14 protein-coding genes are annotated in these 15,054 nt (G+C 64.6%); 8 read left to right on the forward strand and 6 right to left on the reverse strand.

Annotated features, from left to right (window positions below):
- Positions 1 to 10 precede the first annotated feature (10 nt).
- Positions 11 to 637 (forward strand): glutathione transferase GstA, encoded by a 627-nt coding sequence (gstA, locus tag ACQ4WO_RS09725; protein ID WP_436481214.1) that lies wholly within the window; start codon positions 11 to 13, stop codon positions 635 to 637.
- 105 nt (positions 638 to 742) lie between these two features.
- On the opposite strand, the gene ACQ4WO_RS09730 is transcribed toward gstA, so the two are convergent.
- Positions 743 to 886 (reverse strand): hypothetical protein, encoded by a 144-nt coding sequence (locus tag ACQ4WO_RS09730; protein ID WP_436481215.1) that lies wholly within the window; start codon positions 884 to 886, stop codon positions 743 to 745.
- Between ACQ4WO_RS09730 and ACQ4WO_RS09735 the strand changes: the two genes are divergently transcribed.
- Positions 877 to 2,466: an aspartate:alanine exchanger family transporter gene (locus ACQ4WO_RS09735; protein ID WP_436481216.1), complete on the forward strand. Its 1,590-nt coding sequence runs from the start codon at positions 877 to 879 to the stop codon at positions 2,464 to 2,466. The genes ACQ4WO_RS09730 and ACQ4WO_RS09735 overlap by 10 nt on opposite strands.
- A 12-nt stretch (positions 2,467 to 2,478) precedes the next feature.
- Here ACQ4WO_RS09735 and ACQ4WO_RS09740 read toward each other — a convergent pair whose 3' ends face one another.
- A complete protein-coding gene (locus ACQ4WO_RS09740; RefSeq protein WP_436481217.1) occupies positions 2,479 to 3,687 on the reverse strand; it encodes an MFS transporter in 1,209 nt (402 codons plus the stop codon).
- Between the two features lie 158 nt (positions 3,688 to 3,845).
- Between ACQ4WO_RS09740 and ACQ4WO_RS09745 the strand changes: the two genes are divergently transcribed.
- From ACQ4WO_RS09745 to ACQ4WO_RS09770, 6 genes are all read left to right on the forward strand, one after another.
- On the forward strand, positions 3,846 to 4,433 hold the full coding sequence (locus ACQ4WO_RS09745) for a TetR/AcrR family transcriptional regulator (protein ID WP_436481218.1): 588 nt from the start codon (positions 3,846 to 3,848) through the stop codon (positions 4,431 to 4,433).
- Positions 4,434 to 4,544: 111 nt separating this feature from the next.
- Positions 4,545 to 4,895, forward strand: coding sequence for a VOC family protein (locus tag ACQ4WO_RS09750; protein ID WP_436481219.1), 351 nt, complete (start codon positions 4,545 to 4,547; stop codon positions 4,893 to 4,895).
- A 179-nt stretch (positions 4,896 to 5,074) separates the two neighbouring features.
- The gene (locus ACQ4WO_RS09755; RefSeq protein WP_436481220.1) at positions 5,075 to 6,265 is read left to right on the forward strand and encodes an acyl-CoA dehydrogenase family protein; all 1,191 of its coding nucleotides are present in this window, start codon (positions 5,075 to 5,077) and stop codon (positions 6,263 to 6,265) included.
- A gap of 16 nt (positions 6,266 to 6,281) precedes the next feature.
- A complete protein-coding gene (locus ACQ4WO_RS09760; protein WP_436481221.1) occupies positions 6,282 to 7,427 on the forward strand; it encodes an acyl-CoA dehydrogenase family protein in 1,146 nt (381 codons plus the stop codon).
- Positions 7,424 to 7,912, forward strand: a complete 489-nt coding sequence (locus tag ACQ4WO_RS09765; protein ID WP_436481222.1) for a MaoC family dehydratase — start codon at positions 7,424 to 7,426, stop codon at positions 7,910 to 7,912. Before ACQ4WO_RS09760 ends, ACQ4WO_RS09765 begins: the two co-directional genes overlap by 4 nt.
- Positions 7,905 to 8,360, forward strand: coding sequence for a MaoC family dehydratase (locus tag ACQ4WO_RS09770; RefSeq protein ID WP_034755282.1), 456 nt, complete (start codon positions 7,905 to 7,907; stop codon positions 8,358 to 8,360). The genes ACQ4WO_RS09765 and ACQ4WO_RS09770 overlap by 8 nt, the downstream gene beginning before the upstream one ends.
- Before the next feature lie 97 nt (positions 8,361 to 8,457).
- On the opposite strand, the gene ACQ4WO_RS09775 is transcribed toward ACQ4WO_RS09770, so the two are convergent.
- The 4 genes from ACQ4WO_RS09775 to ACQ4WO_RS09790 all read right to left on the reverse strand — a co-directional run bounded on the left by ACQ4WO_RS09775 (position 8,458) and on the right by ACQ4WO_RS09790 (position 15,054).
- A complete protein-coding gene (locus tag ACQ4WO_RS09775; protein WP_436481223.1) occupies positions 8,458 to 9,381 on the reverse strand; it encodes a diguanylate cyclase domain-containing protein in 924 nt (307 codons plus the stop codon).
- Complete coding sequence (locus tag ACQ4WO_RS09780; protein WP_436481224.1) at positions 9,378 to 13,859, reverse strand: PAS domain-containing protein; 4,482 nt, start codon at positions 13,857 to 13,859, stop codon at positions 9,378 to 9,380. The genes ACQ4WO_RS09775 and ACQ4WO_RS09780 overlap by 4 nt, the downstream gene beginning before the upstream one ends.
- Positions 13,860 to 14,091: 232 nt before the next feature.
- Entirely contained in the window at positions 14,092 to 14,454 is a 363-nt protein-coding gene (locus ACQ4WO_RS09785; protein ID WP_436481225.1) for a YgiW/YdeI family stress tolerance OB fold protein, read from the reverse strand.
- A gap of 27 nt (positions 14,455 to 14,481) precedes the next feature.
- Entirely contained in the window at positions 14,482 to 15,054 is a 573-nt protein-coding gene (locus ACQ4WO_RS09790) for a prepilin-type N-terminal cleavage/methylation domain-containing protein (RefSeq protein WP_034755294.1), read from the reverse strand.

The raw sequence follows: 15,054 nt of genomic DNA on the forward strand, positions 1-15,054 counted from the left end.
GGAGGGCATCATGAAACTGTATTACGCAACGGGAACGTGTTCTTTGTCGCCGCATATCGTGGCCATCGAGGCGGGCATTGCGCTGGAACTGGAACGTGTCGATATCCGGAAGATCCCGCGCATCACGGAAACCGGCGCCGATTATGCGCGCATCAATCCGAATCTGTACGTGCCGGCGCTGGCGCTGGACGACGGTACGATCTTGCTGGAGGGCACGGCCATCGTGCAATACCTGGCTGACCTGGCGCCGGCCAGCGGCCTGGCGCCGCCGGCAGGCACCATGGCGCGCGTGCAGCTGCAATCGTGGCTGGGTTTCATTGCCACCGAGCTGCACAAGGTGTTCAGCCCCTGGCTGTTTCATCCGGAGTACGGCGCGCAGGCGCAAGACGTGGCCCGCTCGCGCCTGGCCGCACGCCTCGACTATGTGGAGCGGCAACTGGGCGATGGTGGGCAGTACTTGTTGGGGGGCACGTTTACGGTGGCCGATGCGTATTTGTATACCGTCCTCAGCTGGTCGGAGGTCGCCAAAGTCGACCTCGGCGCTTTCCCGCAGGTGAGGGCGCTGCTGGCCAGCATAGGCGATAGGCCAGCCGTGCGCGAGGCGATTCGTTGCGAGGCGCAGCGGCAGGCCCAATGAGATATTGATAAATCGAATTTCTATCATCACAACATAGAATTGGATGAATATGCTGCGATGCGGCATCATGCACCTGTCTCCTCTACTTCCTCACAGGAATTAGATTCAGCCCGCTCCCGCAGCGGGCTTTTTTTTGCCCGTTTTTATGGCATAAAGCTGCGCACGCTTGCTTGTCATCATCGCCATCGTGTTGCTTTTGTGCATGCTAAACTGGGCCTTCCCCAGACCAAGGTTGTTCGATGCTTCCATTATTTCGCCACACGCTGGAGTCCACGCCGATCCTCGCCCTGTTCCTCGTCATCGGCGCCGGTTATGCGCTGGGGCGCATCAGCGTGTTCGGCTTTTCGCTGGGCGTGGGCGGCGTGCTGTTCGCGGGGCTGGCGCTGGGCGCCTTTGCTCCCGGCTCCGTGCCGCCGCCGATGGTCGGCTCCATCGGCCTGCTGCTGTTCCTGTATGGCATCGGCGTGCAGTACGGCGTGCAGTTTTTCGCCGGCCTGCGCGGCGCGGGTCAGAAACACAATCTGATCGCCTTTGCCGCCGTCATGGGCGGCCTGGCCGTATCGATCTGGGGTGGGCAGTGGATCGATATCTCGCTGCGCATGGCCAGCGGCGTGTTTGCCGGCGCCATGACCAGCACGGCCGCCCTGCAGGCGGCGCTGGAAGCGTCGCACGGCAATGGCGACGCGGCAGTCGGCTATGCCGTCGCGTATCCGTTCGGCGTCGTCGGCCCCATGCTGGGCCTGTACCTTGCCGGACGCATCTTGAAGCCCGTGCTGACGCCGCCGCCGGCGCCCATCGTCGTGTCCGAAATTACCATCGATGCAGCCAAACTGGCGGGCGCGGCCCTGTCCGAACTGGCCGATGGCCCGCTGGCTGGCGTGCAAGTGATCGGCGTGCGCCAGGGCCACCAGAACCGCTTGCCTGATCCTGGCCTCGTGCTTGGCGTGGGCGACGCGCTGATGGTGTCGGGCACGGTGGCTGGCGTGGAAGCGGCGCGCACGGCGCTGGGCCACCTGGACCCGGGCCGCTTGATGAAGGACCGCAGCGATTTCGACGGCACGGAAGTGTTCGTGTCGGACGCGGAAATCGTCGGCGTGCCCTTGGGCGAACTGGATCTGGCGAAGGATTTCCCGCTGCAGATCGCGTTCATTCGTCGCGGCGACGCCATGATTTTGCCCCACCCATTCCTGACCTTGGAGTTTGGCGACAGGGTGATGGCCATTGCGCCGGCCAAACATGCGGCCGAGGTGCGCAAGCTGTTCGGCAATTCCATCACGGCCACGGCCGAGTTCAGCTATGTCTCGCTGGGCATGGGCATGGTATTGGGCGTGCTGCTGGGGCTGGTGCCGATTCCGTTGCCGTGGATAGGCTCGTTCAGCCTGGGCCTGGCCGGCGGGCCGCTGGTGATGGCGCTGATTCTGGGGCGCCTGGGCCGAGTCGGCAAGATCAGCTGGCGCTTGCCGCTGTCGGCCAATCTGGTCATGCGCAACTATGGCTTGACGATATTCCTCGCCTCCGTCGGCATGGCGTCCGGCTTGCCCTTCGTGCAGCAAGTGGGCGCCGACGGCTTGCCCATGCTGGCGCTCGGTGCCGTGACGGTGCTGGTGGTGGTGGCGCTTGTCGTGATCCTCGGCAAGGTCTTCCTGCGCCTGCCGTTTCCCGAACTGCTGGGCATCGCGGCCGGCGCCACGGGCAACCCGGCCGTGCTGGTGTTTGCCAACCGCCTGGCCAAGTCGGACCGGCCGAACCTCGGTTATGCGATGATTTTCCCCAGCATGACCATCGTCAAGATCGTCGCCGTGCAGGTGTTGCTGCACTTGTATGGCTGATGGCGGCCACCGTCAATCCCTCGCAGCGCCAGGCTGCTTGTCGGCTCCAACAACGCTGATGCCAAACGACAGCAGCAAGGCGGCAGCGGCGAAGCCTGCGGCAAGCCACAGGTTGGCGGAGAGGCCCAGCTTGTCGACGGCTTGGCCACCGGTCCACGCCCCGAGCGCAATGCCGATATTGAAGACGCCCACGTACAGCGCGGCGACGATCTCCACGGCCCCGGGCGCCGCCTTCATCATCAAGGTCATCAGGCCGACCGATACGCCGCCGTAGGCCAGTCCCCAGGCCAGCAACACCACGCCGCCACCGATGCCGGAGCCGCCGATAGCGAGGAACAGCAGTGGCGTGAGCAGCAGGCCGCCCGAGATGGCGATGATGGTAGTCGCCGTGCGCCGCGCCGCGACGACACCGGCCAGGAAGTTTCCAATGATGCCGGCGAAGCCATAGGCAAACAGCAGTGCGCCCAGCCATTGCGTGTCGAACCCCGACACGGACAGCAGTAGCGGGCGCACGAAGGTAAAGGCCATGAAATGGCTGCTCACCAGCAGCAGGGTCAGAAGCAGCCCCGCTTGCAACTGCCTGTTGCGCAGCTGTTTGCCGAATTGGCGCAAGGTCGTCGAAGCGGCGGCGGGCAAGGCGGGAATGACGGCCAAGTGCAGCGCCAGTACCAGGCCGCTGAACAGCGCCATAGAGCCGAAGGCCCAGCGCCATCCTGCAAGGTCGCCGATGTGTGCGCCAAGCGGCACGCCCAGCACGGAAGCGGCCGCCACGCCACCGAAGATGACCGACGTTGCCAGGCCAACCGAGCGGGCAGGAACCAGCCGGGAGGCGAGGCCGCCGGCGATGGCCCAGATGCCGCCCATGCAGAAACCGACGAGAACACGCGCCGCCAGCATCCACGCCATGTTTTGCGCCACGGCCGAGGCAATGTTTGCGATCACCAGGAGTGTCAGCAAACCACAGAGAATCTTGCGCCTGTCCAGGCTTCCCGATGCAAGCACGACCAGCGGCGCGAACAAGGCCGCCAGCAATGCGGGCAGCGAGATCATCAGGCCGGCCGTTCCCGTGGAGGTGCCGAGGGTGTCGGCAATCGGCGTCAACAGGCCGACCGGGAGCATTTCCGTCGTCACGACTGAAAAGGTGGCCATGCCGACAGCGGTGACCGCCAGCCACGGGTGGCGGGCAGAAGTTTCTGCGGCAGCGCAGGAAGACGTACTCATGGTGCATATCCTTCATGTGATCAGGCGATAAAACGGGTGTGCCCCGCTTGCAACGGAAACACGCCGCAGCGATAATACATACATCGCGTATGAATAAAGTATATATACATACGCAGTGAATGTAAACAATCGTACGTTACGTATGTAAGGAGAAAACAATGGTTCGCCGCACCCGTGTGGAAATGGAAGAAACCCGCGCGTCGTTGCTGGCCACCGCCCGCAAAGTGTTCAGCGAGCGCGGTTATGCCGACACGTCCATGGACGACCTCACCGCGCAGGCAGGGCTGACGCGTGGTGCGCTGTATCATCACTTCGGCGACAAGAAGGGCTTGCTGCTGGCGGTGGTGGAGCAAATCGATGCGGAAATGGATGGCCGCCTGCAGACCATCTCCGACAGTGCAGGGGACCTGTGGGAAGGCTTTCGCCATCGCTGCCGTGCCTATCTCGAGATGGCCCTGGAACCGGAAATTCAGCGCATCGTCTTGCGCGATGCGAGGGCGGTCCTTGGCGGCGCTTCACCGGACTCGCAGCGCCATTGCCTTGAGTCGATGCAAGGTCTTATCCAGCAGCTGATGCATCAAGGCATCGTGGCCGACGCTTGTCCGCAGGCGCTGGCTTCGCTGATCTACGGCAGCCTGGCGGAAGCGGCGTTCTGGATCGCAGACGGCGACGAAGGCAATGCGAGGTTGATAAAAGGAACGGCTGCATTGGAATTACTGTTACGCGGATTATTGCTGAAAAGGTAGTCGCGAAAAGTGCCAATCTCGCCAGTAGCGGACATGCCTGGAGAAGGGGATGACGATATTGAGCAGGGTGGGAAATAGCGGTCGAAGCTTATATTGACACGGAGGAAAACTATGCAAGTCACGCGTATCGTTGCAAATTTCCCGGCGTCGGATCCGGGCCTGGCGCGGACGTTTTACGAGGAGGTGCTGGGCCTGAGCCTGTTGATGGACCATGGCTGGATCATGACGTATGGTTCGCAAACCGAGATGAGCGTTCAAGTGAGCTTTGCGACGGAAGGCGGCTCGGACACCGCCGTGCCCGACCTTTCCATTGAAGTCGATGACGTGGATACCGCATTCGAACGCATGTCCGGAGCAGGGTTCCCCATTGAATATGGCCCTGCCGATGAACCTTGGGGGGTCCGGCGGTTTTTCATGCGCGACCCGTTCGGCAAGCTCATCAATATTCTGTCGCACACATAGACGAGGTGGCTGCGCCAGCCAGCCGATTGCATCGACTTCCCTTGCGCGCTAGCCATTGTAAAACCCCTGGCGCCGCTTCCAATCTGTTGTACAATCCTTGAGAACGGTCGTGCTTTTTTGTGCGCTGAGCTTCCTTGCGTGCAGTTATCACGGCAACCGACAAGAACCAGGAGACAGACATGGACCTGCATTACACGGCCGAGGAGATGGCCTTCCGCGACACGGTGCGCGCCTTCCTCGACACCCATTTGCCGGCGGATTTGCAGCGCAAGGTGCGCCAGCATTTGCGCTTGAACCGCGACGATTACGTGCGCTGGCACAAGATTGTCGCGCAGCAGGGCTGGGCCGCGCCGGCCTGGCCCGTCGAATATGGCGGCACGGGCTGGACGTCCGTGCAGCGCCATATCTGGGAAGACGAGTGCGCACGCGCCGCCACGCCGCCGATCCTGCCGTTTGGCGTGAACATGGTGGCGCCCGTCATCATGGCCTTCGCCAGCGCCGAACAAAAAGCATACTACTTGCCGCGCATTTTGAATTGCGACGACTGGTGGTGCCAGGGCTATTCCGAGCCGGGCGCCGGTTCCGACCTGGCCTCGCTGAAAACCACGGCCGAGCGCGACGGCGACCATTACATCGTCAATGGCCAGAAAACCTGGACCACCCTGGGCCAGCACGCGGACATGATCTTTTGCCTGGTACGCACGGACAGCACGGTGCGCAAGCAGGAAGGCATCAGTTTCTTGCTGATCGACATGAAAACGCCGGGCATCACCGTGCGCCCCATCATCATGCTCGACGAAGAGCATGAAGTGAACGAAGTCTTCTTCGACAATGTGCGCGTGCCCGTCAGCAATCTGGTTGGCCAGGAAAACAAGGGCTGGACGTACGCCAAATACCTGCTGGGCCATGAGCGCACGGGCATCGCCGCCGTCGGCCGCTCGAAGCGCGAGCTGACGTTCCTCAAGCAGCTGGCCATGCAGCAAACCAAGCGCGGCGCGCCGCTGCTGCACGATGCCGCCTTCGCCGCCAAGGTCGCCATCCTGGAAATCGAATTGATGGCGCTGGAAATGACGGTCTTGCGCGTCATCAGCGAAGAAGACAAGGGGCCTGGGCCGCAGGCGTCGATGCTGAAGGTGCGCGGTTCGGAACTGCAGCAGCAGCTGACGGAACTGATGGTCGAAGCCATCGGCCCGCAAGCCTTGCCGTTCGACCCTGACTTCCTCGACGGCAGCGCGCAACACAGTGCTGGCGGCGACGACCTGGCCGCACCGCTGGCCGCGTATTACTTCAATTACCGCAAGACATCGATCTATGGCGGCTCGAATGAAATCCAGAAAAACATCATCACGCAGATGATCCTGGGCCTGTAAGCCAGAAGGAGACGACATGGATTTCCAATTTAATCAGGAACAGCAGCAATTCGCCGACGCGCTCAGGCGCTGGGTCGACAAAGATTACCCGTTTGAAACGCGCAAGCAGATCGTCCACTCGGCCACGGGTACGTCCGACGCTGCCTGGGCCACCCTGGCCGAGCTGGGGATGACGGCCTTGCCGCTGCCGGCCGGCGTGGGCGGTTTCGACGGCACGGCCGTCGACATGCTGCTGGTGCTGCAGGAACTGGGCCGCGGCTTGGTGGTCGAGCCCTACCTGGCCACCGTGCTGGGCGCGCGCTTCCTGAGCCTGGCCGGCGGCCACGACAGCGTGCTGGAACAGGTCGCCAGCGGCAGCCTGAAACTCGCTTGCGCGCTGGGCGAGCGGCAGTCGCGCCACGATATGCACGATATCGCCACGACCGCCACCGCCGGCGGCGACGGCTTCGTGCTCGACGGCGAGAAAACCGTCGTCATCCATGGCGCCCAGGCGGGTGCGCTGGTCGTCTCGGCGCGCAGCAGCGGTAGCCAGAGCGATACGGACGGCATTTCGCTGTTCTTCGTGCCTGTCGACGCGCCCGGCGTTTCCGTGCGCGACCACCGCACCATCGACGGCCAGCGCGTCGCCACGGTCACCCTCGTGCAAGTGGTGCTGGGGCAAGACGCTCTCATCGGCCAGGCGGGGCAGGGCTGGCCCGTGCTGGACGCGGCGCTCGACTATGGCGCCGCCCTGCTGTGTGCGGAAGCCGTGGGCGCCATGGACGCCATCTTTGCCGCCACCCTCGAGTACCTGAAGACGCGCCAGCAGTTCGGCGCGCCGATCGGCAAGTTCCAGGCCTTGCAGCACCGCATGGCCGACATGTTCATCCACCTGGAGCAGGCGCGCTCGATGGCCATGCTGGCCGCCGCCAAGGCCGAAAGCGACGATGCGGTTGAACGCCGCCGCACGGTCTCGGCCGCCAAGGCGCGGGTGGGACTGGCCGCCACTTTTGTCGGCCAGCAAGCCGTGCAATTGCATGGCGGCATGGGCGTCACGGACGAATTGCCCGCCGCCCACCATTTCAAGCGCCTCTCCATGATCGCCCTGACCCTGGGCGACGTGGACCATCATATCGAGCGCTTTATCGCCCAGCCGGGCTTCTTGCCGACGGAGACCGCATGACCGCATCGCCTGCCATCACCCCGAAACACTGGTATTTCGAAGACTTTACGCAAGGCCTGGAAATCGACCTGGGCCAGCGCCATGTGACGGAAAAGGAAATCATCGCCTTCGCCACGGATTTCGACCCGCAACCGTTTCACGTCGACCATGAGGCCGCCGAAAAGACCATCTTCAAGGGCGTCATCGCCAGCGGCTGGCATACGTGCGGCATGATGATGCGCCTGGTGGTCGACAACCTGCTCAAGCATTCGTCCAGCATGGGCTCGCCCGGCCTGGACAGCATCCGCTGGCTCAAGCCCGTGCGCGCGGGCGACACCTTGCAGCTGACCTACCAGGTCAAGGAAGTGCGCCCATCGAGCAGCAAGCCGGACCGCGGCATCGTCATTTCCGTGTGGAGCGTGCGCAACCAGCATGGCGAAGTGGTCACCACCGTTGAAGGCATGGGCATGTTCGGCCGCCGTCCTGCCGGAGAGCAGCATGCGTGATATCGCCGGCATCGCCGGTTTTCAGGCCTTGGCGGGGCAGCACGTGGCCGTCTCCGACTGGCTCACCATCACCCAGCAGCGCATCGACACCTTTGCCGACGCCACGGACGACCATCAGTGGATCCACGTCGATACGGAGCGCTGCGCGCGCGAGTCGCCGTACGGCTGCACCGTGGCGCACGGCTTCCTGACCTTGTCGCTGCTGCCCGCCATGTTGCAGGGCGCCTTGCACATGGCCGGCATCCGCATGGCCATCAACTACGGTTTAAACAAGGTGCGCTTTCCCGCGCCCGTGCCCGTCGGCAGCCGCCTGCGCGCGCGCCTCGACATCCTTTCCGTCGACGACTTGCCGGAAGGGGCGCAAGTGAACTGGGCCGTCACCATGGAGCGCGAAGGCGACACGAAACCCGTGTGCGTGGCGGAGTTTTTGATGCGCTGCTATCCCTGAGCGGCAAGCCGAGCCCACATCGTAGGTCGGCGTAGGTCGGCTTAGCCCGCAGGGCGTAAGCCGACGCAGGCAGGCAGCAGGCGCGCGCGCCTCCTCTTCACTCCCCCTCCGACGCGCAATACCTGTCCCGCCCCGTATGCTTGGCGCGGTACAGCAGGGCGTCGGCGGCGCGGATCAGGGCGCTGGGGTCCATGCCTTCCGTGGGCATGACGCTGGCCATGCCCAGGCTGACGGTGACGTGCGGGCCGACGCTCGATCTGGCGTGGGCAATGTGCAGGGCGCGCACTTCGTCGAGGATGCGCTGGGCCACCACTTCGGCGCCGTCGCGCGTTTCCTGCGGCAGCAGGATGATGAATTCCTCGCCGCCGTAGCGCGCCAGCAGGTCGGGCGGGCGCACGGCACAGCGGCGCAGGGCGGCGCTCACCTGCTGCAGGCACAGGTCGCCCGCCTGGTGGCCATACGTGTCGTTGTAATCCTTGAAGTGGTCGATATCGGCCATGATGAGGGTCATCGGCATGCCGTCGCGCGCGCAGCGCCGCCATTCGCTGTCCATCGTGTCGTTGAAGCTGCGCCGGTTGGCCACGCCCGTCAGCGAATCCGTCAGCGACAGTTCGCGCATGGCGTCGGCCTGCCGCTTGATGGTCAGCTGGCTGCGCACGCGGGCCCGCACGACGGCCGCGTTGAACGGTTTCGTGATGAAATCGACGGCGCCCGCTTCCAGCGCCCGCGTTTCGTCTTCGGGCTGGTTCAGGGCCGTGACGAAGATGACGGGAATGGCGCTGAGGATGGCCGACTCGCGCAGCGCATTGCAGACGGCATAGCCATCCATGCCGGGCATGACGGCGTCGAGCAGGATCAGGTCCGGCAGTTGATTATGCGCGATTTCCAGCGCCTTCTCTCCGCTCAGGGCGAACAGCACGTCGTGTTCCTCGCGCAGCAGCTGGTGCAGGATCTGGATGTTTTCCATGGCGTCATCGACGATGAGGATGCGCCCGTTCATGGCAAGGTTGGTCCAGCTCACTTGTTTTCCTCTCGTTTCAGCTGATCGAGCACGAGTTTTTCCGCTTCGGAAAAATTCAGCGTTTCAATCGCGTTGGCCAGCGCCAGGGCCGCTTCCCGGTCCGACTGTTGTAGGGCGGGGTGCAGGATGCGGAACTGGGCCAGCGCCTTCAGGTTATTGTTGCGGATCAGCACGAGCAGCTCGGCCAGGCCGACGCGCAGGTCGACCGGTGGGCTGCCGGGCGCGGCCTGGGCCGGCTGCCCGCGCCGTGGTGGCGAGGGCAGGGTACGCGCCGCATCGATGACTTCGGCCATCGCCAGTTCCAGCTGTTCCAGCAGGGCGGCCGTAGCGTGTGATTGCGCCGTTTTTAACGCTTTTTCAGTCTCGGCAGCCAGGCTGGCGACATGCGTGGCGCCCAGGTTGGCCGCCACGCCGCACACGCGGTGCAGCAGTTGCGCCGCCTGCCGCGTGTGACCGGCGGCCAGCAGGCGCCGGGTTTCCTCGACGGCGTCGCCCTGCGAATTTTCAAAGCGCTTGAGCAGCGCCAGGAAGGCGCCGTAGTCGCCGCCGAAGCGGTGCAGGGCGGCAGCCAGGTCGATGCCGGGTATCGAGGCCGGCATTTCCAGCACCTCCGTGGCGGCGCTGCCTGGCTGAACGGCGCTGCTGCCGCCGCCTTGGGGGGCCGGCACCAGCCGGGTCAGGGTCTCGATCATGTCGTCGACGTCGATGGGCTTGGCCACGTGCGCATTCATGCCGCTGGAAATCGCGCGCAGGCGGTCTTCGTCCATGGCATTGGCCGTCATGGCGACGATGGGCAAGTCCGGCAAGCCCAGCGCGCGGATGGCCAGGGTGGCGTCGTAGCCATTCATGACGGGCATCTGCAAATCCATCAGCACCACGTCCCACGCTTGCGGGCTGTGCGCCAGCATGTCGACGGCCAGCCTGCCGTTGGTGGCCACGGCCACGCGCGCGCCCGAGTGCAGCAGGATGTACTGCGCCACTTCCTGGTTGATTTCATTGTCTTCCACCAGCAGGACGCGCATGCCTTCCAGCAAGCCCGACAGGGGCGTGGACACGGGCAGCATGGATGGCGCGCTGCGGCCATTGCGTCCATCCCGCACGGCGGTGACGGTCGCCAGCAGGCGCGCTGGCGTCGCCGGTTTCGAGACGATGCCGGCCAGCATCAGGCTGTCGGCCAGGCGTTCGAGGTTTTCGCTGTCCTGGTCGGCCACCAGCATGATCACGGGCGGCAGCACCAGGTGTTCGTCGGTGCGCGCCTCGGTGAGCATGGAAATGCCATCCATGCCGGGCATGGCCGCGTCCAGCAACACGAGATCGGCCGCCGGTTCGCCGCTGGCATGGGCGCGCAGCAGGGCCAGGCCGGCCGCGCCGCTGTCGGCGCTGCGGCTGCGCCAGCCCTGCGCCGCGCACCAGTCTTCCAGCATGGCGCGCACGCTGGCGTTGTCGTCGATGATCAGCAGCGACAGCGCCCTGGACGCGCCCTTGCCGTGCGGCTCGGGCGGCGGCGCCACCTTGTCGAAGCGGCAACTGAAGCGGAAGTCGGACCCCTCACCCAGCGTGCTTTTCACGCTGAGCTGGCCGCCCATCAATTCCACCATGCGCCGGCAGATGGCCAGCCCCAGTCCCGTGCCGCCGTATTTGCGGCTGGTGCCGCTATCGCCCTGGGAAAACGCATCGAAAATGTGTTCCTGTTCGGCCGCGCCGATGCCGATGCCCGTGTCGCGCACGGAAAACTCGAGGGTGGCGCTGGCAGCATCCTCGGCCACCATGGTAATGGCCAGCACCACTTCGCCATGCGAGGTGAACTTGACGGCGTTGCCCATGAGGTTGATCAGGATCTGTTCCACGCGCAGGGCGTCGCCGATCAGTTCGTCCGGCACGCCGGGGTCGAGCACGAACACGGGCTCCACGCCGCGCGCCCAGGCGCTGCTGGCCAGCAGCACGCCGACGCTGCCCAGCATGCGTTCGAGCTGGAAGCGGCGCTGTTCCAGCACCATCTGCCCCGCCTCGATCTTGGAAAAGTCGAGCACGTCGTTGACAATGTGGAGCAGCGACTGCGTGGCCATCTGGATCTTGCCGACATAGCTGCGCTCGCGCCGTTCCAGCGGCGACTCTTCCAGCAGGCGCGCCAGGCCGATGATGGCGTTCATCGGCGTGCGGATTTCATGGCTCATGTTGGCGACGAATTCGCTCTTCGCCGTGCTGGCCGCCTCGGCCTTGTCGCGCGCGCGCACCATTTGCTCGTTCAGTTCGTGCAGGCGCAATTCCGTGCGCTTGAGTTCGGACACGTCCGAGGCCAGCACGAAGAAGCCGCGCACGCCGCCGCCGTCGTCGAGGTCGGGAATGTAATTGGTCCACGTATGGCACACCTGGCCCGTGGGGTCGAGCAGGTCGCGCTCGAAGCTTTGCGGCCGGCCTGCCAGCACGCCCTCGACGTGGGGCGCGTACACGTCGAACAGTTCCTGTCCCAGCAGTTCGCTCATGTGGATGCCGGCCAGCTCGGCGCTGCTGCGGCCAAACCATTCATTGTAAAAATTATTGGCGAAGCGGCAACGCAGATCGGCGCCCCAGTACGACACCATGCCGGGCAGGTTGTCCGTGACGGTGCGGATGAAGCGCTCGCTCTGTTCCAGGCGCAAGGTGGTGGCGTGCAGCACCTCGGTGGCGCGCTTGCGTTCCGTGATGTCGATCGATACCCCCAGCACATGGCTGGCGCGCCCCGCATCGTCGCGCAACACCACCTTGCGCGTGGTGAAGTGGCGCGTCGTGCCGTCGGCCGTGTTGATCGCCTCCTGTTCGATTTCCACCATCTGCCCCGTGGCCAGCAGCTTGCGGTCGGCGCTGACGAAGGCGGACGCCTGCTGCGGCGGGAAGAAATCGTGGTCGGTCTTGCCCAGCAATTGCTCGCGCGAGCGTCCCAGGGTCAGTTCCGCGTGGCGGTTGATCATTTCAAAACTCAGCTTGTCGGCGCGCTTGACGAAGACCATGGCCGGGATGTTTTCGATGATGGTGCCGAACAGGTGTTTTGAGCGGCGGAACTCCGCTTCGCTGCGCTTGCGCTCGCTAATGTCCAGCCACAGGCCCGATACGCCCAGCAATTGCTGTTCGGGGCCGAAGATCGGGTGATACGAGACGATCCAGTGACTGAGCTGTTCGCGCTGCCGCCCGCCATGGCCTTGCAATTCGAGGTCGACGATGGGCGTTCCTGTTTCAATCACCTGGCGCACGCAGCGTTCCACCTCCATGCGCACGGCGTCGTCGAACTGCATGGCGCCCACGGGCTGGCCCAGATGCTGCGCCACGCTGGCGCCGCTGATGGCGGCCAGGTAATGGTTGATCATGACGATGCGCAAGTCCAGGCCCACGAACAGCATGCCGATGGGCGCCGTCGCGTACACGGTTTCCAGCAGGCGCGTGGATTTTTCCAGGGCCAGCGTGCGTTCGGCCACCAGGCTTTCGAGCTGCGTACGGTGGCGCCGCAAGTCGCGTTCCAGCGCGCCCAGGGCGCCTGCCATGTCGGCCGATTCGCGGTCCGCGTGGCGGTGCGAGAGCAGCGGTTTGCCCTGCGCCAGCGCGTGGATTTGCTGCGTCAGTTCCTGCAAGGTGCGGGCCAGGCGGCCGCCCACGCGCCAGGCCAGGGCAAAGCCGGTGCCCAGCAGCAGGGCCAGGATGAGGGAGCCGGTGACCACCGACCCAAGCAGGGCCTCGGCCACCGTGCTGGTGCGCATGGTGACGGTCACCGTCCAGGCGTCGTCCGGCGCGCGGCGAAAGCCCGTATATACGTCGAGGCCTTCCAAGGTGGTATGGCGCAGCACGCCTTCGCGCGCCCGGCGTATCTGCTCAAGCAGGGGCGCTGCGGTGCGCTGGCCCACATAGCGCTGCGGCGCCAGGGTGCGCGCCACATTGATGCCGTCGGCATTGACGATGGCCGCGCCCAGATAGGCGGGCAGGTGCAGTTCGCGCAGCAGCAGGGGCAGGTAGTTGGACGGGTACAGCGCCGTCAGCACATAGGCGGCACCCTTGTCACGTGGCAAAGGTTGGTTCAGGGCCAGCCGTGGCACCTCGTCCGGCGCGATGAGCAAACTGGTCAGCCGTGGCTTGCCGTGCTCGCGCGTGCGCTCCATGCTGGCGGCCCATTTTTGCGGCAAGGGAGGCGGCACCTGGCCGGCGGGCAGGGCTGTATTGACCAGCTGGCGTCCCTTCGCGTCGGAGATGATGAAGGCGCTGACGGCCAGGCCCGGCTGCAGCAGGCTGCCGGCCAGGGCGCGCAGGGCGCCGATGTCGTCGGCTTGCAGGGCGGGCGAGGCGGCCAGGATGTGCGCGGCCAGCTGGGCGCCGCTCAAGTCGCGTTCGACGGCGGCCGTGACGGCCCGCGCCGCCTGCGCCGTTTCGCTGACGACATGGTCGCGTTCGCGCGTGTAACTTTGCGCCACGAGCAGGAGAAACACGAGGGCCGTCGGAATGACCCAGGCAAGCACCAGCCATGAAATTCTTGAGCGTATCGAAGGCAAATCTTGCACCCGGAAAGCTCCCAGAATGGATGAGTCGACAGGCAGGCTCACGCTGGCGCTGGCTGATCTTGAATGAAAAGATGCTAGACGAAATTGATTGTTCTGACAAGCCTAGTTTCTGGAGTGGAAAAAAGGTTGCGCAAGGCATACAGAGGAGGGTGGCGCCCACCCCGCCGTGGCGGCGGGGTGGCAAGGCAGTTTACGGGACCACGGTCAGTACGTCGACATCGATTTCCGGGCTTTCCATGAAATCTTTTTCCACTTCGCCACGGATTTCCACGCGGGTCTTGGCGTCGATCTTGCGGTTCATGAAGACCTTGTCGTCGATGTCCACGCGGATTTCCGCCGTGCCGTCTGAGAAGGTATATTTCTCGTTGCCCACTTTGCGCAGCAGGTTGCCGCGCAGTACGACGGCCTGGTCGTCGACGGGATTTTTCAGGATGGCGGCCACATTGGCGGGCGCGGCCGGGCCGGTCGTCGGTCCCACATATTGGGCTTGCGCGCTGCCGGCCAGCGCGGCGCAGGCGGCCAGGAAGACGATGAGTGTGCGGTGCAGTGACATGGTATTCCTTCGATAGTGACTGGTGGCTCAGAAAAATACGGCGGTGCGGGGAATGATAGCACCGGCATTGCCATAGGGCATGTTCGCGCGGACGCTGCCCGTGCTGGCCACGCCATCGTCGAGTTTGCTGTCGATCTGCTCGGCATAGCTTTCGGGCAGGTTGTCGAAACGGATGCCGTTGCCGGCCCGGCCGCCCACTTCGTCGTTGTACAGGTAGACGGCGCCGCCCTGGGCGCTGGTCATGAATTGCGAGGTGCCGTTGAACGAGCCGGTGATGAAGCCGCCCAGCGCCAGGTGCTGCGGCGCCAAGGTGAATTCGCGCGGCTGGCCGTCGCCGATCTGGCCATCGCCATTGCCGTTGCCGGCCGAATTGGGCACGTGCACGGTGCCCTGGATATCGTCGCCGGGCAGGGCGCGGAACTTGTCCTGGTAGGCGTTGACGGCGGCCGTCAGCGCATTCGACTGCTGGATGATGTTTTTCACCTTGGCGCTGTCGATCAAGCCTTGTCCCTTGAGCACGCCACCGAGCAGCAAGCCGATGATGACCAGGACGATGGCGATTTCTACGAGCGTAAAGCCGTGCTGGCGGCGTGGGAGCAT

Origin of the sequence: Janthinobacterium aestuarii, from assembly GCF_051380835.1 — a bacterium.
Lineage (GTDB): Bacteria > Pseudomonadota > Gammaproteobacteria > Burkholderiales > Burkholderiaceae_D > Janthinobacterium > Janthinobacterium aestuarii.